We start from the raw sequence: 20795 nt of genomic DNA on the forward strand, positions 1-20795 counted from the left end.
TACTCTCGCAGATTCGATTCTGTGTCTTACGTTTCCTTCTCCCATCCAGACTATACTGTCGGTCTCGGATTCTCACCGAGTCAGCCTTCACCCGTCTTGCAGCCAAGACATGGATCCGGGTCACGGACTTTACGAGTCTTCTGCTCGTATCACCGCCGGTTGGGATTTTCACCCGACCCCGAAGGAACATCACATTTTCTCCCACAGCTTATCATCTGCGCTTACAAAAAGCAAGCACATCCATCACTGCATGTATTACAGTAAGATGTTATGGCGACATGTAAAAACCCCGCAGGCCAATGCCTACGGGGTCTTCTGTCTTGCGACAATTAAACTTCTGTTACTTCCACTGTTTCCATACGATCTTTGCCTTTGAATGTATCAACATGCTCCATGCCTGATACAACTTTACCAAATACCGTATGTTGTCCGTCCAAATGCGGTTGCGGTTGGTATACGATATAGAATTGGCTTCCGCCTGTGTTACGTCCTGCATGTGCCATTGCAAGCGCACCGCGCTCATGTTTGTTCGGGTTGATCTCGCAATTGATTGTGTAACCAGGACCACCAGTTCCGTTACCTGTTGGGCAGCCGCCTTGTGCAACGAAGCCAGGAATTACACGGTGGAAAGTAAGTCCGTTATAGAACCCTTCGTTTGCTAGTTTTTCAAAGTTCGCTACTGTATTCGGTGCGTCTTTATCGAATAATTCAAATACGATTTCGGCGCCATTGGCCATTTTAATTTTTGCTTGTTTTGCCATGTGTGAGAACACTCCTTATCTATATGTCAACAACTAAACCCTAGTGTACTATGAAAATGCTGGAGAAGCAAAACTTCTATGACAGAATCATCAAAAAATAAAAACGGCCTCCCTTCCAATGAAGGGAAACCGCTATGAATTCGCTATTGTCCAGTTGATTACTTCGTAAGCGCGACTTTCTTCATCCGCTCAGGAATTAAGTCGTTCCCGACAATGTTATCAAATGATTCACGTGCCACAACTAGATCCGCTTGCCCATCCTTTGCGAATACAACGGAAGGACGACGAATCCGGTTGTAATTGCTCGCCATTGCATAATTATACGCACCCGTGCAAGCAACAGCTAACAAATCGCCACTGTTCACTTTCGGCAGCTCTAAATCCCAAATCAGCATATCTCCGCTCTCGCAGCATTTCCCTGCGATCGATACGGTCTCAACAGCCTCTTCTTTGGCACGGTTCGCCAGAATGGCTTCATATTTGGATTCATATAAGGCTGGACGCGGGTTGTCCGTCATCCCGCCGTCGACAGCGACATATTTACGTACACCTGGAATTTCTTTGCTCGTCCCTACGGTATAGAGTGTCGTTCCTGCATCCCCAACGATACTGCGGCCCGGCTCGACCCAGATCTCTGGAAGCGTATCTCCCAATGCTGCGAAATGCGTCTTCACACCATCCGTGATCGCTTTAACATATTGGGAAACTTGTAGCGGAGTATCACCCTCGACGTAACGAATACCGAAACCTCCGCCAAGGTTTACGACTTTGAAGGTGACTTGAAGTTCATCACGCACACGAAGTGCGAACGCTGCAACGCGCTCAACCGCCATCTGGAATCCTTCTACTTCGAAGATCTGGGACCCGATGTGAGAATGAACGCCCAGCAATTCAAGATTCGCGAGCTCTGAAGCCTCACGAACAGCGACGAACGCAGAGCCGTTACCAATATCGAAGCCGAACTTCGAATCTGTCTGCCCCGTCGAAATATATTCATGGGTATGCGCTTCTACGCCAGGTGTTACACGCAAGAGAATGTTCACTCGTTGGCCTTTCTCAGCTGCGATGGCGTTGAGCAAATGCAGTTCGATAAAGTTATCGACAACGAAGCAACCGATACGCGCATCAATCGCCATCTCAATCTCTTCTACCGTCTTATTATTTCCGTGGAAATGAATGCGGTGGGCCGGGAAACCAGCTTGAAGCGCAGTATAGAGTTCGCCATCCGATACAACATCGAGAGACAAGCCTTCTTCATCAGCCAGACGGCACATCGCCATGACGCAAAATGCCTTGGATGCATACGCTACCTGGAAGTTCAATCCGGATTCACGGAATGCTGCGATATATTCACGGCAACGTTTGCGAACTAATTCCTCATCTACAATATATAAGGGGGTTCCGAATTGCGCTTTCAAATCTGTGACATCGCAGCCACCAATCTCTAAATGTCCTTTGGAATTAATTTTACTTGTGCCATGTAAGTACATATCATTTCTCCTCTACTTTTTCATCTATATGTCGGATTGGAAATATTTATCGTTCCAAATTTTACAACATTATAGCAAATAATCTGTAGAAGAAGAATGGACTAATTTGCAGATCATTTGTATTTTTATTTAATCGGATTCATTCTTTCTCATCTTCGTACTATCGACAGTTTGGTTGTAACTCGGGCGTTTCCGCATATTCAGCACAGGTTGACGAATGAAAATATTGAGAAGCGCCTTTGCATTAAATGGTATGAACGGCCAGAGGTACGACGAGTTGTAGGAACGATGCACGGATAGAAACAGGATGACAAGCGTCGATCCGACAATAAATCCAGCGCCTCCAAAAATAGCCACGGCGATCAACAAGAACAAGCGTACAATTCGGTTGGCCAGCGATAATTCGTAGCTGGGTGTTGCGAACATGCCGATCGCTGCGACCGCCATGTATAAGATTACTTCGGGAACGAATAACCCTGCCTTCACCGCGACATCGCCCAGAAGAATCGCCGCCATTAACCCCATCGCTGTCGAGAGCGGTGTCGGTGTGTGAACGGCAGCCATCCGCATCAAGTCTACCCCGATTTCTGCGATGAGAAACTGAACCAATAGAGGCAGCTTACTCGCTTTTTGCGCCCCGATAAAATCAAAAACAGCCGGTTTAAATTCAGGATGCGTTGCGAGAAGCAGCCACATCGGCAGGACAAATAGCGATGCGAAAATTCCGATAAATCGCACCAGCCTGAGGTATGTTCCCATAAAAGGTGTCTGCCGATTCTCTTCCGCATGCTGGCATAAATCGAAATAGGTTGTCGGCAGCAGCATCACCGAAGGGGAGGTATCCACGAATAAGACGATATTGCCTTCCAACAATTGCGCAGCGACAACGTCGGGACGCTCTGAATACCGAACGAGGGGGAACGGATTCCAGTTCTTGTTGATGATGGCTTCCTCTAACTGCTTATCCGCAAGCGGCAGCCCGTCAATATCCAGGCCTTTAATCTTCTTGCGTATCGCTTCCACATCTCGTGAATTGGCAATATCATCGATATACGCAATTGCAATATCCGTCCGCGTTCTTCGACCCACTTGCACGAGTTCATATTTGAGCCCTGGATCCCGAAGTCTTCGACGCACCAGTGTGACGTTCGTGAGCAGGGTCTCTGTAAATCCGTCACGCGCCCCGCGTACGACCCGCTCCAAGCTAGCCTCTTCCGGCCCCCTGCTCGGGAAGGTCTTGACGTCCATTACAATCGCAATGGATTCATGCTCAATGAACAATGCGCTTCCACCAGCAAGCACCTTATTAATGGTTTCACTCATCTTATGCGTTTTCTCTACTTGAACGTGTGGGATGTAGCAATCAAAAAATGTTTTCACCACATTCACCGTTAATTGCTCCGATTTCAAGAAAGTTAACCGCTCCAAGATTAGCGTCATCACTTCATCTTTAATAAATCCATTCAAGTACAGGAGCCCCGTTCGCCGTTCCCCGAAGGTCATTTCTCGAAACACGACATCAAAGCTTTTTCCCAGACCGACAACATGCTTGAGGGTGCTTTTCACTTCTTCCAGTCGTTTGGACACACGGTCATGTTCCTGCCAATAAATGATGGATTCTTCGATGGTATCCGATCTCTCGCTATTATACTTGCCGTGCTGCTCATCTTTCTTCGAATTCCGTTGACGACCCTGGCCCTGATCCTGCGATTGATCCGGATTGGAATTTTGTTGACCCTGTCCGTGCATGTCTTGACCATGATCGTGATCCGATGGCAATGACTCTGGTATCGTGTCCGCATCTTTCCCTAACAGATTCATCGCTTCATTAGGAACATCCTGTTCATAAGGGTTGTTGTTATTCGTCTGCATCATGTTACTCCCTTTGTACTCATTTCGAGCTTGTCTAGTGATATATTAGCCAATCAAATAGTGATCCGGTCACTTTACCTAGCACCATTGCCATTAATAGTCCGAACATATAGCGTACAATGCCAAGTCTTTTGGCAAGGATCGGCAGCACGTTCAGCACTTCAGTTAGTGCAGCAGCGAGCAGCCCGATAAATAATCCATGGAGAAGGCCAATCGATCCGGATAATATCGGTGTGAGCCATGCAACACCGAATTTGAAATCCCAGAAATCAGCAACCGTCCAATATAACGAACCAGAGACCATCGCTCCCTCGAACCAATGCACCTTATCGTAAGAGCGTGTTAATTGAGCTAGCCGCGGTATAATATCCAGCACGATAAATAATGCAACGAGACCCCCTCCGACAGCGATGCCACCGGCGAGTCCGATGAATAGATTACTGAATATCACAAGCGCATCAATCACGCGAATCACCTTGTTTCTGCAGCCGATCATACTCTTCGGACACCACAAAATGATTCAAATTCTCTTGATACAGAAAAATTTCAAGCTCTAGCGGCGTCGGCTCTTCATTAAATTTCTTCTTGAATACGTGGTTAAAAAACACGACCATACCAAAACCGATGCCAATCGAATAGGCAATCTGGAACAAGATCGGCCGCTCTGTCTTCTGACCCGATATGAGCTCAACAATCCGCTGCTGGACTTCGAGCATACTCACATCCGCATGGAAATTCATAATGGCGAGACCAGAACCGAAAAATAACAACAACCACACTAGAATGAATAGTAGTACACTGGGCTTCTTCGGGCTGCCTACGATATCGACAAGTACATGGGGCTCGCCAAAATATTCTATTCTCATTCCAGGCTCTATCTGATGAACAGCGCTCACAATGCGCATCATATCAATCATGATGATGTTACCATCCGCTTTCCGCGGTTGGTATAGCACAAGGGCCGATAGCCGGTCATACCACATGGGATCAATGAGCAGCTCAGCAATGTGGCCAAGCGTGATCGATTTTCCTCGCTGAAGTGAAACACGTCGGCGAAGACGTAAATATAGTGTAGGGGGGGATCGAAGTTCCATCCAAAAATGATCCTCCTTTTTTCGGATTTCGTTCCAAGCGTACCCTTAGTATGGGAAATGATGTAGAAAACTAGTCACTTAAATCTCTTGCATCTGTCGAGAAGATGTATTACATTATATGTATAGATACTCATATATTCATTAAGGTGGTGTACATATCCATGCATGATCCAAATCAACGTCCTGAAGAATCTCTACCCTGCACAACCTTGGATGAGGAGACCCTATTTATGGTGTCACAGACCTTCAAAGCACTATCAGATACGACACGCATTCGCATCCTCCATCTACTCTCACAGCGGGAATGCTCTGTGAATGAAATTGCGGATGAATTATCATTACTGCAATCCACCGTGTCCCATCAATTACGGTTTCTTAAAAATTTAAGACTCGTCAAATTTCGCCGGGCTGGAACGACCCTATACTACTCGCACGATGATCAGCACGTCATGGATTTACTATCTGAAGCGATTCACCATGCATGTCATGACTAGCTAGGACCAAGAATAGCATGAGAGGTGAGCAGTGATGGAACAACAACAATACCGCGTAAGAGGACTTAGCTGCGCAAATTGCACACGTGAAATGGAAGAAGAGATTCGCAAGCTCGAACATGGCGCTGAAGCAACACTAAGTTATAACACAGGCAAACTAACCGTGAGTTCGAATATTGCACTAGATAAAGTTCAACAGATTCTGCGTCGCGACGGTGCGCGCATGGAGCCGCTCCATGCCTCCGATACCCATAAGGCGCATCATCATGACGAACAAGAACATCATCATGATCACGGACATGGCGTGGACCATCAACATGCAGACCATGCTCATGATCACCATCACGGACACGACCATGCGCACGGTCATGATCACGATCATTCGCATGCGGGTGGTCAACGATTACCGATGATTCTTATCGCATCCACGTTATTATTCGCGATCAGCGTTATCTGGGGCAGCGCACTTGGGAATGCCGTATCTATTGGAATGTACCTCATTGCGATCGTGCTTAGCGGGTACGGCACCTTCATGCAAGGCGCCCGCAATCTGTTCCGCTTGAAATTCAATATTGATACGTTAATGACGATTGCATTAATCGGGGCTATCGCGATCGGAGAATGGAAAGAAGCGACACTCGTCGCCATCCTTTTTGGACTTAATGAGTGGCTTGAGGGGCTTGGTATGGAGAAAGCTCGCAGATCCATGGAGGCATTGCTCCAAGTCGCACCGAAACAAGCTACACGAATTCGTGACGGGGTTGAATCTGTGATTCCGATCGCGGCTCTTCAGGTCGGTGATATTGTGCTCGTTCGTTCTGGGGAGAAAATACCGTCCGACGGCACCATCGTGGAAGGCCATAGCTCCGTGAACGAAGCAGCCATTACCGGGGAGTCGCTCCCGGTCGATAAGAACATCGGCGAACCCGTCTTCGGCGGCAGCATTAATAATGAAGGCGTCTTAAAAGTGCGAATCGACAAAGCATACGCGGATTCCTCCCTATCGCGAATCCTGCACCTCGTCGAGGAGGCGCAAGAGACGAAGACGCCTACGGAACTGTTCATTAATCGATTCTCAACGTACTACACACCAGCAGTTATCGTCATCGCGATTCTCGTCATGCTGGTACCTCCTCTCTTCCTCGGCGCGAACTGGGGAGATTGGTTCTACCAAGGGCTAGCCGTTCTCATTGTGGGTTGTCCATGTGCACTTATTCTCTCTTCACCGATTGCAATTGTATCCGGTATTACACGCAACGCCCGGAACGGAATCTTGATCAAGGGCGGCGTCCATCTGGAACAGCTCGGCAAAGTCGACACGCTCGCATTTGACAAAACAGGTACGCTCACGAAAGGCGAACCGCATGTTGAACGGACGATCATCTATAATCATGAACGCTTCTTCTCGGTGGCGGCCGCAATTGAGCGCTCCTCTTCGCATCCGCTAGCCACAGCGATTATGAAGAAGATTGCACAGGAGAATATCAATCACCTGGAACCGGAATCGATCCAGACAGTTCCAGGTCAAGGGATCCTTGCCGTTATTGAAGGAACAAGATACCGTGTCGGGAATGAACGCAGCCTGACCGATTTCGACATCCAGCCTAATGAGCAGGCTGATATCGAATCACTCAAGGAACAAGGTCTTACACTCGTCCTTATCGCGGATGAGCATCATATTCTGGGGATGTTCGGGATCGCAGATGAGATCCGTCCGGAGAGCGCACATGTGATTGATGAGCTTCACCGCCTCGGTATCCGTCGCACCGTCATGCTCACAGGCGATCATGAACGGACAGCGAGCAAAGTCGCAAACGCCGTTGGCGTGCGGGAGGTCTACAGCGGACTGATGCCGGAAGATAAAGTCGCGCAGATGCGAACACTTGCTTCGCAAGGCACGGTTGCGATGATCGGCGATGGAATTAACGATGCCCCTGCCCTCGCTTCCGCACAATTAGGGATTGCGATGGGCAAAGGAACAGACAGCGCCATCGAAGTTGCTGACCTCGTACTCATGCAAGACCACCTCGGCAAGCTACCGGAAGCGGTACGTATTGCAAGACGCGTGAATCGCGTCATCCGTACGAATATCGTATTCGCGCTTGGACTCAAAATCATTGCGCTTCTTCTCACCATTCCAGGATGGTTGACCCTGTGGTTCGCCATCCTATCCGATATGGGTGCGACGATTATTGTCACCTTACTCAGCTTGACGATATTGATCCAAAAGAAGCAACATTAATGGCAAGCAAAAAGAACCTTCAACGCCCGATCACGGGATTGAAGGTTCTTTTTCTTTATGCATATCGTACGCCTAGGATAGAACAGCAGCGACCATCTTCGCGACTTCAGCACGCGTAATCGTCTGCTTCAGCTTGAGATCGCCATTCGATCCGCCCTGAATGATTCCAGCCTGTACTAAAGCGATAACGGCATCTCTGGACCAAGACGAGAGTTGCGAAGCATCCACTTGCTTCGCCCCCGCACCTGATGGAAGCTTGTTCTTCCAAGCCCGATAGAGGATCACGCAAGCTTCTTCGCGTGTCATGACTTGATTCGGCTGCAAGCGGCCATCCGGGAAGCCGGTGATAATGCCTGACACGGTTAGTGCCCCCACATAAGGACCATACCATGCTTCTGGCGAGACATCCGTAAATGTTGAACCTGCATCTGCGATTTGCTCCATATTTAGTGAGCGGAACAGCACGGCCATATACTCGGCTCTGGTTATTTTATCATTTGGTTTGAAGCTGCCGTCGGGTCTTCCTACGACAATGCCTTTGTCTAGTAGTGTCTGAATATAGCTTGCTGCCCAATGTCCCTTCACGTCAGAAGGCAACGGAACGGAAGGCTGCGGCACCTGCGGTGTTGGCTCTGGTTGCTTCTCAGGCGTAGGTGCCGGTGTGACGACAGGTTTAGGTGTTGGTGTCGTCGGCCCCGGTGTAGCCGGAGGATTAGGTTTCGGACTTGGGCCTGGATTGTCGATGTTATTCGCAGTAACCTTGACGATAGATTGCGCACTGCCATATCCATCGCTACTCACTGCCGTAACGACAGTTGTACCAACCTGACGGGGTTGAATGGTGCCTTGCGCATCGACCGTCGCCACCGAGGTATCCGAGCTCGACCAAGCCACAGATGTATCGCTGCCTCCTGCCGGTCGAACAACAGCATTCAATTTCGTGGAAGAACCTCCTGCCGTTAAGGATACGGTATTGTGATCCAAAGTCACTTGCGTCACGTTCAATTGATACACACCTACTCTGCCGCCAACCTCAAATGCAGCGAGCAAGAGTGGTTGCCCCGTAGGACTGTTCACAGCTGGAATGAATTCTATCCCTTCCGGACCCGTATCCGTGTCTAAATTCGCCTTGCCATTGCTGTCTTGGAATATGCGGGTATTCGTATAATTCACGAATGCTGGCGTCTCTGGATTCGTAACATCATAGGTCATAATTCCGCCCACGCGCTCCAAGCCGACAAACGCTAGCGTTCTGCTGCCTACAACGCCAAGCTCGATCCCTTCTGGCTCGGGGCCTTTCTTCGTGCTTCGGTCATCCTTGGCGATCTTGCTATTGCTTGCGTTGAAATAATCAGGCAGACGTTGACCAGTTATTGTCTCAAAATCGCTGCCGCTGTCAAAAACCTGCTCCATGGTATCAGCCTTCCAGATGGAGAAAGAGCGCCCTCCGAACAAGTAAATGCCGTTCTTCCCAAAATCAGCCGCAGCTTCAACCTTATCATACTTCGTTGTACCGCGGAGGAAGGAATATGCCTCTGAATTCGGATCCAAGTTGGCTTTCAAATCTTTTACAGTCACAGCGTTCGTCATCCCTGGCCATTCCGTTGCATCACCTTCGTTCGCCGTGAATAGGTAAGTCTGCCCGTTCATTGTTGCGGCTTTGATCCCATCCGGCATGTACACACCTTGAAATGGCGCATTTTCAAGCAAAATATTACCATCTTTCTGAAGATCAAGCGCATTTACTACTGTATTGAAGTCTTTATACCCGAGACTCTTGACGGATAAGACTTTCTTCGATGCGATATCCACGGTAGCGATGGCATTATTCTCCTGCAGCGCCACATATGCCGTCTTATGATCCTCCGACAACGCGATATATTCTGGCTCTAGGTCATATTTCGCCTCTTCTTTGCCGGCAGCTTGCGCAATGACCCCATTGACCAGATTTCTTTTATCTCGAATATGTACGGCATCATCAATGACTTGTGGATGATCAAAATATAATTGCGTACTCTCTCCCGTGTCCGTATCTACAATCGTGATGCTGCCTGGCGCATCTTGTGAGCCTAATCGCGGCTCTGCTTCGTCAGCGGTCAATACGTATCTGCCATCAGCTGTCACCTTCACCATATCCGGCTGAACGCCCGCCGTGCAGGAAGCTGTAAGGTTCCCTTCATAATCTAGAGCAAGAATTTTACCTTGCTTCATCGGATCCTTCTCTTGCACCGCAACGTAGACGCGTTTCTTCACATGATCAATATCCACACTCGTCAGATCACCGAACACGAAGCCATCCGTCTCGGAGAGCTCCTTCACGAGAATCGTCTTATCCAATTGCGACTGTCCCTTGCCTTGACCCAGCTTGATGATCTCAAGACTTGGCGGCGTAGCAGAGCCGTTGACTAGATACATCTTTCCATTGTCCTTATTATATTTCACGATCTCGGCGACTCCGCCATCCGCATTGGTCATTCCGACAGCATACTCTCCGATTTTCTCAATGTGGATGCGATCTGCGATGTCCGAGCGATGGTACACGGTTTTCAAGGAATATGACTGCTTCGCTTGTAAAGGAATTGGCACACTGGCATCTGACACAACGACCGATACAGCCGCCCCACTCGTAATCGATGTTGGTGTTCCGCTAATGATGCCATCCGGCGAGACATGCATCCCTTTCGGCAAGCCAGTTACCTGGAACGAATACGGCGCAATACCGCCATAGACGTCAATCGTCACCGAATACGGCTGTCCAACCTCAGCCTCTGGCAGCGTCGTCGTCTTAATCGACAATGGCGCAGGAGCAACCATCATCTCTGCTGTTGTCGGATTCTCTTGCGATGTCGATGCTTCTCCATGATGTATATCCGGAATGACTTCACCCTCTGCTTTAGCTAGCGTACCGCCGGTTACCATGCCCCCGAGCACTAATTGTGATGTTAATACGAGCGCAAGCAGTTTCTTGCCATGCTTGTTCACAATCCATTCACTCCTATACATTAAAATTTGCAGCAACGCTGTACAAGTAGAAGTGTAATGTGTGTTTATTAAGGCATTGTTAATGGATATATGAAGAGTTTGTAAAGAGGGAGCGACGCCAAAATAGCAAAAAAACACCCCCAAGAAATCTCTTGAAGGTGTCTTGATTCGCGCTCGAGCCTTGCGATGCTGGAATTGTCCAGGCGAAATGCTATTTTATTTCTCTAATCGACTAAATCGTTGAATACCTTGACGATACTATCCGCTATGACGAGATCCGCCATCCGATCCATCGGCGTAGGACTCTTATTAATCAGTATAAATTTGTGTCCTCGATACAGCCGGACTAACCCGGCTGCGGGTTGGACTGTTAACGAGGTGCCGGCTACGATCAGTATATCAGCCTCACGGATATCTTGCGCGGCTTGATCGAGCAGCGCCATATCCAGGCTCTCTTGGTACAAGACAACGTCCGGCTTGATCACACCGCCGCATGCCGAGCAACGCGGCACAATCTCGGGTGAGCTCGTCACAGCATCCAATCCATAGTGCTCTCCGCAATCGGTACAGCGATTTCGATGGATCGAACCGTGTAATTCGAGCACGTTCCGGCTGCCCGCTTGTTGATGGAGGCCGTCAATATTTTGCGTAATGATCGATTTCAGTTGCCCCCGCTGCTCAAGCCGTGCGAGCGCTTCATGCGCGGGATTCGGCATCGCATTCGGATAGACCATCTTCGATTTGTAGAAGGTATAGAAATCTTCCGGCCGCTCCCAGAAGAAGTCCCGGCTCAGAATATCCTCCGGCGCATACTTCTCGTTCGTATTCGTGTTATATAGACCGCTCGCCGAGCGGAAATCCGGAATCCCGCTCTCCGTCGACGTCCCTGCGCCACCAAAGAACACGATATTCCTGCTCTCACGTATCCATTCCTTCCATTCGCTCCATTGCATATCACAACACCTGCCTGCTTTACGATTTCTACGACGATTTCTTCGATCCTTCTATTGTACCAGACCCCGCATGAATCTTAAATTGCCCAGCCATCTCCCGCAGCTCTTCCGCCATCTGATACAGACGTTCGGAAGAATGCGATATTTCCTCCATGGACGCGAGCTGTTCTTCCGTTGTTGCCGAGACGGTCTGAGAAGCCTTTGCCGTCTGATGAGACATTCTCTCCATCTCCTGAATCGATAAGGCCACTTCTCTACTGCTTCCTGAGATCTGTTCCGACACCGTCGCCGCTTCTTGGCATTGCTCCACGACACGTTGACCCGCTTCCAGAATACGAGCGAAGACTTGACTCGTCTCTTGGATGGCATGAGCGGCTACCCCAAATTCCCGTTTACCTTGATCCATGGATGATTTCGCAAGCTCAACCTCTTGCTGAACTCGGATAATAACTTCGCTAATCTGTGCTGCGGATTGACTGGAACGTTCTGCGAGCTTACGGATTTCTGCCGCCACCACAGCAAAGCCTTGCCCAGAATCGCCAGCTCGCGCCGCTTCAATAGACGCATTCAATGCAAGCAAATGGGTCTGATCAGCAATTTCGCGAATCATTTGTACAATCTCGTCTATTTCTGAGGATTGCCCGTGCAGTACGGAAATCGTCGTACTGAGCCCATCCACGGTGCTAGCAATTTGATTCATTTGCAGCAGGGATTGGTGCAAATGCTCGTTCCCTTGTTCCGCTTCCTTCATGGATTCTTCCGATGCGCCGTAGGACTGTGTTGACGTTGCTGCGAGCTGTACGATACCCTCTGAAGCTTGTCCGATGGCTCTCGTCGCGCCATGCAAGTTTCGTGCTTGATGATCATTCATCGCCGCAATCTCAATGATCGAATCCGCCGTATGGGCTGTACCCTGAATAGACTCCTTCAATACTTGCGTTTGGCGCTCGGATTCATGGGACAATGTCTCGGCGTTTACGGTAATGCTCGCTACCAGTTCATGCAAGCTCGTCTGCAATTGGTTAAACGACTGCACCAGCCGTCCAATCTCATCTCGATTGTTAAAGTGAAGGGACTCTCCGGTTAGATCTCCCCGGGCAATCCGTTCCGCTGCTACCGTTACGCTTCGAATCGGTCTGGATACATGTCTTGCGAATATCGTTAGAATTGCAGCTCCGACGAGAAGGCAGCTCACGAGCGTGATGATAATCACCCGCAGAATATGAACTTGGCCTTGATTAAAGTCCTGCATATACGAGCCGGCTGCGATGACCCATCCCCACGTGGGATCTTGGTCCGCATAGACGATTTTGAGCGCTTCCTTCGTAGGATTCGCCTGATCGTCCGCCTTCGGTAAAGGCCAGTTATAAAATACGGATCCTCCCCCGTCCTGTGCTTTCGCAATTAATTCCTGAATATAGAATTGACCATCCGAAGTCTGCTTGTCCCATATACTCTGCCCTTCCAGCAAAGGATGCGCAAGGAGCTTCCCTTTTGCATCCAGTACATAGAAATAGCCGTTCGCGCCAAGATCAATCTCCTCATTAATTGGGCGGTGCCCAGCTGCATCCTTTTTCCCTAATATGATCTCTTTGAATCTCTCCTGCGCCTGCTGCTCGGTCATATCCCCTCGTTCCACGTTATCCTGCAATGATCCCATAAGTTCCATTGCAAAGTGCACATTGTTCCGAATATCCCGCTCAATCAGCGCATTGCTCTCTTGTTTCGCGGATTGATAACTCACGATCCCTAGCGTGATAATCGGAAGAATAAGCAAGCACAACCCGACAATGAGCAGCTTGCTACGAATCGTTAGTCCTTGATAACGGAGCACTCGTGTTCTCATCTCTTCATTCCCCCAAATTCCAATGTCCTGCTGCGAATAGTAAATAATGACAGTCAGATGCCTATATATTACATGAAAGCCTATCTTTTGAATATTGCAAAATTTTGAAACTTTTGATCACAACAAAAAAAGTCATGACTGGATGTCAGTCATGACTTCAGGTATTCCCTATTGGGCAATCTGCTCTTTGATGAGCTGCAATATTTTCTTCTCTAGCCTTGAAACTTGTACTTGCGATATACCGAGACGCCCTGCGACCTCAGATTGTGTCTGGTCTCGATAATAGCGCAGATACACGATTAGCCGCTCTCGCTCGGACAATCCTTCAATCGCATCGCTCAGCGCAAGCTTATCGAACCACTTCTCTTGCGATTCATCCGCAATTTGGTCCATGAGGGTAATTGGATCACCGTCATTCTCGAATACGGTCTCATGAATCGACGTTGGAGGCTTATTCGCTTCCTGTGCGAAGACGACATCTTCAGGCTCGATGCCGAGCGCCTCCGCAACTTCCTTCACCGTCGGCAACCGATTCAACGTCTTCGATAGTTCATCCTTCATCTTACGCACTTTATTCGCGAGCTCCTTGAGCGATCGGCTCACCTTCAGGGTACCGTCATCGCGCAGGAATCGTTGGATTTCGCCGATAATCATCGGCACGGCATAAGTGGAGAACTTCACGTCATAGGACAGATCGAACTTGTCGACCGATTTGAGAAGTCCAATACATCCGATTTGAAACAAATCATCCGTCTCATAGCCCCGGTTCATAAACCGCTGAACAACAGACCAGACGAGCCGGATATTACAATTAACAAGTGTATCTCGCGCGATCGAATCACCGCTTTGGCTCAGCGCGATCAGACGTTTGACTTCCGTATCGTCGAGATAACTTTGCGAAGTTTTCTTCAAATCGACATCCATACGTCCAACCCCTAATTGTATAGAGCTTTCTTAGATTCAATCCGTTTCTTCATACGGATCCGTGTGCCTGAGCCGAGCTCACTAATCACTTCGAATTCATCCATGAAATTCTCCATAATGGTGAACCCCATCCCTGATCGTTCAAGCTCAGGCTTTGATGTATAGAGCGGCTGCTTCGCCAGCTCCAGATCCTCGATGCCCTGACCGTTATCTTCAATTGTGATCGAAATCGTCTCATCCACAATCTCAGCCGAGATTTTTACAACCCCGCTCGGATCATTGTCATATCCATGGATGATACAGTTCGTGACTGCCTCCGATACGACCGTCTTCAAATCCGTTAGCTCGTCCATCGTAGGATCAAGCTGAGTCACAAAAGCTGCGACGGCAACCCTAGCAAAGGCTTCGTTCTCCGAACGGCTGGCAAACTGCAATGTCATGAAATTACCGCCGTTTTGTGCTACATCCTCAAGCTTTTCGCTCATGATACGACCTCCAATTCTGTGAGCGCTGAACGCTCGTTTTCGTAGATGGCCAATATTTTGAAAAGCCCAGATAGTTCAAATAGACGGTGAACCGAAGGGTTCACATGACAGACCACCATTTTACCGCCTAAATTTTTAATTGCCTTATATCGTCCAAGAATGACACCCAGACCAGAGCTATCCATAAAGGTTAAGTCTTCTAAGCTTAATACTAAATGTTCCACTCTTCCCCGTTGTATCGCTTCATCCATCCGTGTCCGAACCGTCTCAGCGGTATGATGATCCAATTCCCCGCGAAGTCGTACGATGAGCACTTGGCGGCGCTGCTCTAGCTCCAATTGTAGATTCATTCAGCTCATTCTCCTCTCCAGATTGCATGGCTTTTTACTCCGCATACATTTCTACAACGGAAAAACCAATTCCTGCCTCCCGACAAAACTAGAAGAAACGCGCTATTAATCTACAAAAAACAACTTCGCACAGGTCCGTTTGAAAAGTGTCCAATAGCTGGCCTTGCTAACGGCTTCTGGCGCTTCAAGAGCGAACTCCTTCACGACTTCGTCCCCTTGATAGACGACGAGCTTCCCGATTGGATCACCTGCCGCGATCGGCGCTTTAAGTTCTTTCGGTACAACCAGCTCGTGGCGAATATTATCGGAGGACTGTTTGCCTTTGCGCAGCAGAATGCTGTATTGCTGCTTCGCAACGATCTGGAGCGTCTCGACATCGCCTTTCTCAATTTTCACCGACCCTATCGTATCGCCGGATTTGAAGATCGGATGATTCGTATATTGTGAGAAGGCGTAGTCGAACATTTGCGTGACTTCCTGATTCCGTGTCTTCGTGTTCGGCTCGCCCATGACGACAGCAATCATGCGCAGCGAGTCACGCTTTGCTGTACCAGACAGGCAATATTTCGCTTCGGAGGTGAAACCTGTTTTCAACCCATCCGCACCGGTATAGAAGCGAACGAGTTTGTTCGTATTCACCAGCCAGAATGGCTTGGCCGAGTCTTTGCGGAGATAATCCTGGTAGACGCCTGTATACTTCGTAATCCCGTTATATTTCAAGAGCGCTTGTGACATCAGCGCAATATCATGTGCCGACGTATAATGGTCCACTACAGGAAGTCCATTGCAATTCTTAAATTGCGTATCTTTCATACCCAGCTCTTTCGCTTTGGCATTCATCATCTGCACGAATGCTTCTTCTGTCCCTGCAATTTTCTCAGCCATCGCTACGGACGCATCATTCCCGGATGCCATGGCGATGCCCTTGAGCATCTCATCAACCGTCATCTCTTCGCCTTGCTCAAGGAAAATCTGAGATCCTCCCATCGAGGCTGCGTATTCACTCGTCTGTACTTTATCCGTCAGCTTGAGCTTCCCTTGATCGACTGCTTCCATCACCAATAGCATCGTCATAATTTTCGTTATACTCGCCGGCGGCAGCCGGTCATGACTGTTCTTCTCAAAGATGACGGTCCCGGTATCCGCATCCATGAGCACGGCAGATTTCGCATTGGCTGCTAGCTCTGATGAGGCAGCAGAAGGCTCCGTTGCAGGTTTCTTCGCCGGTTCAGCATAGACGGACCATGGTGCTGCAATCGAACTGATTAATAGGATGCAGCACCACATCATTATCCTTTTTCTCACAAGAATTCCCCTCCTAAAATAATATGGCCTTATCAAATATAAGAGCAGTCCTTCGACAGACTTGTAGGGCCATTTTGCTGCTTCTCCTCAGTGTTGGCTATTTGATTGGAAAATATTCCATTGCAATATTTCATTTTTTCTGCTATTGTATATAGATTCACCGCAATAAAATATTTATTTCCTCTAGAAGTTCCTCTGGAAAGTTAGATCACGACGTAACACAACCCACTACAGATTTTCGTATCATCTTTTCTCACTTGAATTTCATGATTGATTTCGTACTAATTCACACTGGCGCGGTCTTCGGAGCCGCAAGGATGGAAGAGAGGTAGGGCTTTCATTGTTTTAGTTAGGCATGTATTTTCGAATCAAAAGGAACAACAACATACGCAACAAAAAAAAGATCCGATACGCGCAAGGGACACTTGCAACGCTTCGGATCTTGTCAATTTTATAGAGAAACTTACGGAATCGGTTCCCAATGGTATGGGTTCCCTTTCACACCGAGCTGGCCTTTCACAGCTTCTTCGTATACTTCACGAATCCAATGCAATTCAATCAAGCAGTGCTCGTAAGAACTGCGATACACATAGAGCTGAGACAACGGTGCAGTTGTTAACGCATCATTATACAATTGCTTCAAATGATTTAACCGCTGCTCCGTCTGGATTAAATGGGTCTTCAGCTTCTCTTGGAACTTCTCGGGATCAGCATACTCGGAGAACGTTAATACGCCGCAGATCGGCTTCAAGATCGACATCGGCTTCTCCATTTCTTTATCAATGGAACGCTTCAGCAATTCGACCCCGGAGGCTGTAATCCGGTAGATCGTCTTATCCGGTCGGTTACACCCCTTCTGAACCTCACATACTTCGATATGCCCGTCTTTTCGCAATTGATCGATGGCATAATACAGCGAGCCTTCTTGGATCTTCATGTAGAATGACATCGAGCCTTCTGTCATCCGCTGCTTGAGCTCGTAGGGATGACTATCGGACTCCATCAGCAGTCCGAGGATGGCTAGCTTGATCGACATGACCGTCACCTTCTTTGCCGCCTTTGGTCTTGCCAGGCACTTCTAATCGCGCATTCCCCATCAAGAAGATGAATACTGCAGCGAATGCTGCGATCACAATGGACCACTGGAATACATATGCGATGGAATCTGCAAGTCCGGATAATAACTCATGCAGTGCATTCGCAGGAATCATCTCTCGAACCTCCGGCTGCAATAATCCGCGTCCATCCCCTAATTTCTCTGCGAAGGCTGGATCAATCTTCGACTGAATCGCATCCTGCAAATGACGGGATTGCAGTGTTCCATAGATCGTAACGCCGATGGCTGAACCAATCGTACGGAAGAACGTATTCAAGGAATTCACCGTCCCGCGTTGATGGAACGGAATATTCGTTAATGCCGCGATCGGAATCGTCGAGAACGACGCCCCGATGCCTAGACCCATGATGACCATGTAGAGCGTAATCAACGTCTTGCTCGTATCAATCGTAATCGTACTAAGTAAAATGACGGACAGGAGGACAAAAGCAACGGATACACTCAAAATCGCACGGTAGGAGAACTTATTAATCAGTCGTCCACCTACGATGCTGCTGACGACGTTCGAGAACATCAGCGGCATGAGCACGAATCCAGCACTGGTCGCCGATCCTTCGAATACCCCTTGAATGAACAGAGGAATATACGTTGCGCCTGCAATCATCAATGCCCCATAGAAGAATCCGACAGCCATACAGGATCTGAACAATTTGTTCTTGAACAGGCCCAGCGGTATAATCGGCTCCTTCGCAATCGTCTGCTGCCAGAGGAAAAGCGCTAATAATACGACAAAACCAGCGAACATCCCGATGATTGGCCATGAATCCCAGCCGTATCCGTCCTTACCGCCAAGCTCCAGCGCGAACATTAAGAACAGAATCGACGCGATCATCAGAATGGTGCCAATCCAATTGATCTGCTGCTTCTGACTGTCCTTCGATTCATGATATGCCGTCAAAATAATAAAGAAAGAGATGACGCCGAGCGGCAAGTTAATGTAGAATATCCACGTCCAATCGACATAATCCGTGAAAAATGAGCCTGCTAAAGGACCCATCACCCCGGAAATACCGAATACAGCACCGAATAACCCTTGCATTTTCCCGCGTTTCTCCGGTGGGAAGATATCAAATACAATCGTGAATATAATCGGCATTAACGCGCCGCCGCCGATCCCTTGGATCGCACGGTAAATGATGAGTTGGGTCATATCCTGCGCCAGCCCGCATAGCGCAGAACCAGCCATAAAGACAATCAACCCGAACATGAAAAATCGCTTCCGGCCGAACATATCCGACAGTTTACCGAAAATCGGCATCCCTGCTACGCTCGCGATCATATAAGCCGAGAATACCCATACGAATTTATCCAAACCGCCGAGCTCCTTCACGATGGTCGGCATTGCTGTGGATACAATCGTCTGATCCAGCGCTGCAAGCAGCAATGCGAGCATCAAGCCGGTGACGATCAGCGTCTGATTCCCCTTTTTAACTTCTGTAGACATCCTTCATTCCTCACTTTTTTTTCACAAAATAAACCACTTCATAAGTATACTCAAATTTGAGTAACTTACAAGCTTTTTTCTTGTGATCAGAAGCGTTGAACTCCATCCTTCGTCACAATCGCATAGACAAGCGGCTTCATTTCTCCGCGCTGCGCTGCGATTTGATATGCTTCGCGCACACGTGCGATAGCCGTCTCGCGCTGCGCTGCATCTTTGCCATTCACATGCAAAGTGGCAAGCGTATCGCCCACTTTCACTTCGTCCCCGATCTTCTTGCGCAGCACGATTCCTACTGCAAGGTCAATCTGGGATTCCTTCGTCTCCCGGCCCGCTCCTAACGTCATCGCCGCAAGTCCAATTTCCTCGGCTTGGATCGCGGTGACATAACCGTCTGCCGTAGCCGTCACATCGATCAGCTCTGACGCCATAGGAAGCTTCGAGGTGTCTTCGATTTGCGAGCTGTCGCCTTGCTGAGCTTCGACCATTTCTTTTAATTTCGTAAGTGCTGTACCATCTTGAATTAACCCCTCAAGCTTACGCTTCGCTTCCTCTACGGTTGAAGCTTGTCCACCTAGCATCACCATGTAAGCTCCTAAGATCAACGTTAGCTCCTCGAGGTCTTTCGGCCCTTCGCCGCGTAATGTCTCTACCGCTTCCTTCACTTCAAGCGCGTTCCCGATCCCAAAGCCAAGTGGCTGGTCCATATCCGTAATCAACGCGATCGTATTGCGGCCTACTTCTGTTCCGATATCGACCATCGCCTGAGCGAGCGCAATGGAATCATCCAATGACTTCATGAACGCCCCGCTACCGGTCTTCACATCGAGGACAATAGCGTCTGCGCCTGCAGCAATCTTCTTGCTCATGACGGAGCTTGCGATAAGCGGAATGCTCTCGACAGTCGCCGTCACATCACGCAGTCCATAGAGCTTCTTATCCGCTGGCGTAATATTACCGCTCTGACTGATAACGGCTGCACCGATTCGGTTCACTTGCGCGAAGAACTGTTCACGTGTCAATTCAACGGAGAAGCCTGAGATGGATTCTAACTTATCAATGGTGCCGCCTGTATGTCCTAGTCCTCGCCCAGACATTTTGGCAACCGGAACGCCTGCTGCCGCAACAAGCGGTGCAAGCGCAATCGTCGTCTTATCCCCAACGCCGCCCGTGGAATGCTTGTCCACTTTAACGCCATGCACGGGGCTCAAGTCGATCACGTCGCCGGAATGCGCCATTTCAAGCGTCAAATCTGCTGTCTCCCGTGCCGTCATCCCTTTATAATAGACAGCCATGGCCCACGCAGAGATTTGATAATCCGGAACGGTCCCATCGCTATATCCTCGAATCAAAAATGCAATCTCTTCACGTGTTAATTCCTCGCCGTCTCTTTTCTTCTGAATGATGTCTACTGCTCTCATGGTTTCTGCCTCCTGAAA

The 20795-nt window shown here is 48.8% G+C and carries 17 protein-coding genes and 1 riboswitch; of the genes, 2 read left to right on the plus strand and 15 right to left on the minus strand.

Annotated features, from left to right (window positions below; genetic code table 11):
- Positions 1 to 29: 29 nt before the first annotated feature.
- Positions 30 to 190, minus strand: a riboswitch (FMN riboswitch).
- A 139-nt stretch (positions 191 to 329) separates the two neighbouring features.
- The 5 genes from GCU39_RS13535 to GCU39_RS13555 all read right to left on the minus strand — a co-directional run bounded on the left by GCU39_RS13535 (position 330) and on the right by GCU39_RS13555 (position 5217).
- Positions 330 to 761 carry a peptidylprolyl isomerase gene (locus GCU39_RS13535; protein ID WP_152394010.1) on the minus strand — a complete coding sequence of 144 codons (432 nt, stop codon included), beginning with the start codon at positions 759 to 761 and terminating at the stop codon, positions 330 to 332.
- Between the two features lie 158 nt (positions 762 to 919).
- Positions 920 to 2251, minus strand: a complete 1332-nt coding sequence (gene lysA, locus GCU39_RS13540; protein WP_152394011.1) for a diaminopimelate decarboxylase — start codon at positions 2249 to 2251, stop codon at positions 920 to 922.
- Positions 2252 to 2380: 129 nt separating this feature from the next.
- A complete protein-coding gene (locus GCU39_RS13545) occupies positions 2381 to 4000 on the minus strand; it encodes a spore germination protein (protein WP_193726980.1) in 1620 nt (539 codons plus the stop codon).
- 157 nt (positions 4001 to 4157) lie between these two features.
- A complete protein-coding gene (locus GCU39_RS13550) occupies positions 4158 to 4619 on the minus strand; it encodes a stage V sporulation protein AB (protein WP_152394012.1) in 462 nt (153 codons plus the stop codon).
- Positions 4582 to 5217 carry a stage V sporulation protein AA gene (locus tag GCU39_RS13555; RefSeq protein WP_152394013.1) on the minus strand — a complete coding sequence of 212 codons (636 nt, stop codon included), beginning with the start codon at positions 5215 to 5217 and terminating at the stop codon, positions 4582 to 4584. The genes GCU39_RS13550 and GCU39_RS13555 overlap by 38 nt, the downstream gene beginning before the upstream one ends.
- A gap of 161 nt (positions 5218 to 5378) precedes the next feature.
- Between GCU39_RS13555 and GCU39_RS13560 the strand changes: the two genes are divergently transcribed.
- Together GCU39_RS13560 and GCU39_RS13565 are read left to right on the plus strand one after the other, a co-directional pair.
- Positions 5379 to 5711 (plus strand): ArsR/SmtB family transcription factor, encoded by a 333-nt coding sequence (locus GCU39_RS13560; protein WP_152394014.1) that lies wholly within the window; start codon positions 5379 to 5381, stop codon positions 5709 to 5711.
- A gap of 34 nt (positions 5712 to 5745) precedes the next feature.
- Complete coding sequence (locus GCU39_RS13565) at positions 5746 to 7953, plus strand: heavy metal translocating P-type ATPase (protein WP_152394015.1); 2208 nt, start codon at positions 5746 to 5748, stop codon at positions 7951 to 7953.
- Between the two features lie 72 nt (positions 7954 to 8025).
- On the opposite strand, the gene GCU39_RS13570 is transcribed toward GCU39_RS13565, so the two are convergent.
- The 10 genes from GCU39_RS13570 to GCU39_RS13615 all read right to left on the minus strand — a co-directional run bounded on the left by GCU39_RS13570 (position 8026) and on the right by GCU39_RS13615 (position 20777).
- Positions 8026 to 10935: a choice-of-anchor I family protein gene (locus GCU39_RS13570; protein WP_193726918.1), complete on the minus strand. Its 2910-nt coding sequence runs from the start codon at positions 10933 to 10935 to the stop codon at positions 8026 to 8028.
- 224 nt (positions 10936 to 11159) lie between these two features.
- Complete coding sequence (locus GCU39_RS13575) at positions 11160 to 11888, minus strand: NAD-dependent protein deacylase (protein WP_152394017.1); 729 nt, start codon at positions 11886 to 11888, stop codon at positions 11160 to 11162.
- A 28-nt stretch (positions 11889 to 11916) separates the two neighbouring features.
- Positions 11917 to 13734: a methyl-accepting chemotaxis protein gene (locus GCU39_RS13580; protein ID WP_152394018.1), complete on the minus strand. Its 1818-nt coding sequence runs from the start codon at positions 13732 to 13734 to the stop codon at positions 11917 to 11919.
- A 168-nt stretch (positions 13735 to 13902) separates the two neighbouring features.
- Positions 13903 to 14658, minus strand: a complete 756-nt coding sequence (gene sigF, locus GCU39_RS13585; RefSeq protein ID WP_018755251.1) for an RNA polymerase sporulation sigma factor SigF — start codon at positions 14656 to 14658, stop codon at positions 13903 to 13905.
- Between the two features lie 11 nt (positions 14659 to 14669).
- On the minus strand, positions 14670 to 15143 hold the full coding sequence (gene spoIIAB / locus GCU39_RS13590; protein ID WP_152394019.1) for an anti-sigma F factor: 474 nt from the start codon (positions 15141 to 15143) through the stop codon (positions 14670 to 14672).
- Positions 15140 to 15493, minus strand: coding sequence for an anti-sigma F factor antagonist (spoIIAA, locus tag GCU39_RS13595; protein WP_152394020.1), 354 nt, complete (start codon positions 15491 to 15493; stop codon positions 15140 to 15142). Before spoIIAA ends, spoIIAB begins: the two co-directional genes overlap by 4 nt.
- A gap of 105 nt (positions 15494 to 15598) precedes the next feature.
- Positions 15599 to 16798 (minus strand): D-alanyl-D-alanine carboxypeptidase family protein, encoded by a 1200-nt coding sequence (locus GCU39_RS13600; protein ID WP_407671677.1) that lies wholly within the window; start codon positions 16796 to 16798, stop codon positions 15599 to 15601.
- A gap of 463 nt (positions 16799 to 17261) precedes the next feature.
- A complete protein-coding gene (locus GCU39_RS13605; protein WP_152394021.1) occupies positions 17262 to 17834 on the minus strand; it encodes a PadR family transcriptional regulator in 573 nt (190 codons plus the stop codon).
- Positions 17788 to 19359 (minus strand): MDR family MFS transporter, encoded by a 1572-nt coding sequence (locus GCU39_RS13610; RefSeq protein WP_152394022.1) that lies wholly within the window; start codon positions 19357 to 19359, stop codon positions 17788 to 17790. Before GCU39_RS13610 ends, GCU39_RS13605 begins: the two co-directional genes overlap by 47 nt.
- A gap of 86 nt (positions 19360 to 19445) precedes the next feature.
- Positions 19446 to 20777: a pyrimidine-nucleoside phosphorylase gene (locus GCU39_RS13615; RefSeq protein WP_152394023.1), complete on the minus strand. Its 1332-nt coding sequence runs from the start codon at positions 20775 to 20777 to the stop codon at positions 19446 to 19448.
- Between the last annotated feature and the right edge of the window lie 18 nt (positions 20778 to 20795).

Source organism: Paenibacillus guangzhouensis, from assembly GCF_009363075.1.
GTDB lineage: Bacteria > Bacillota > Bacilli > Paenibacillales > Paenibacillaceae > Paenibacillus_K > Paenibacillus_K guangzhouensis.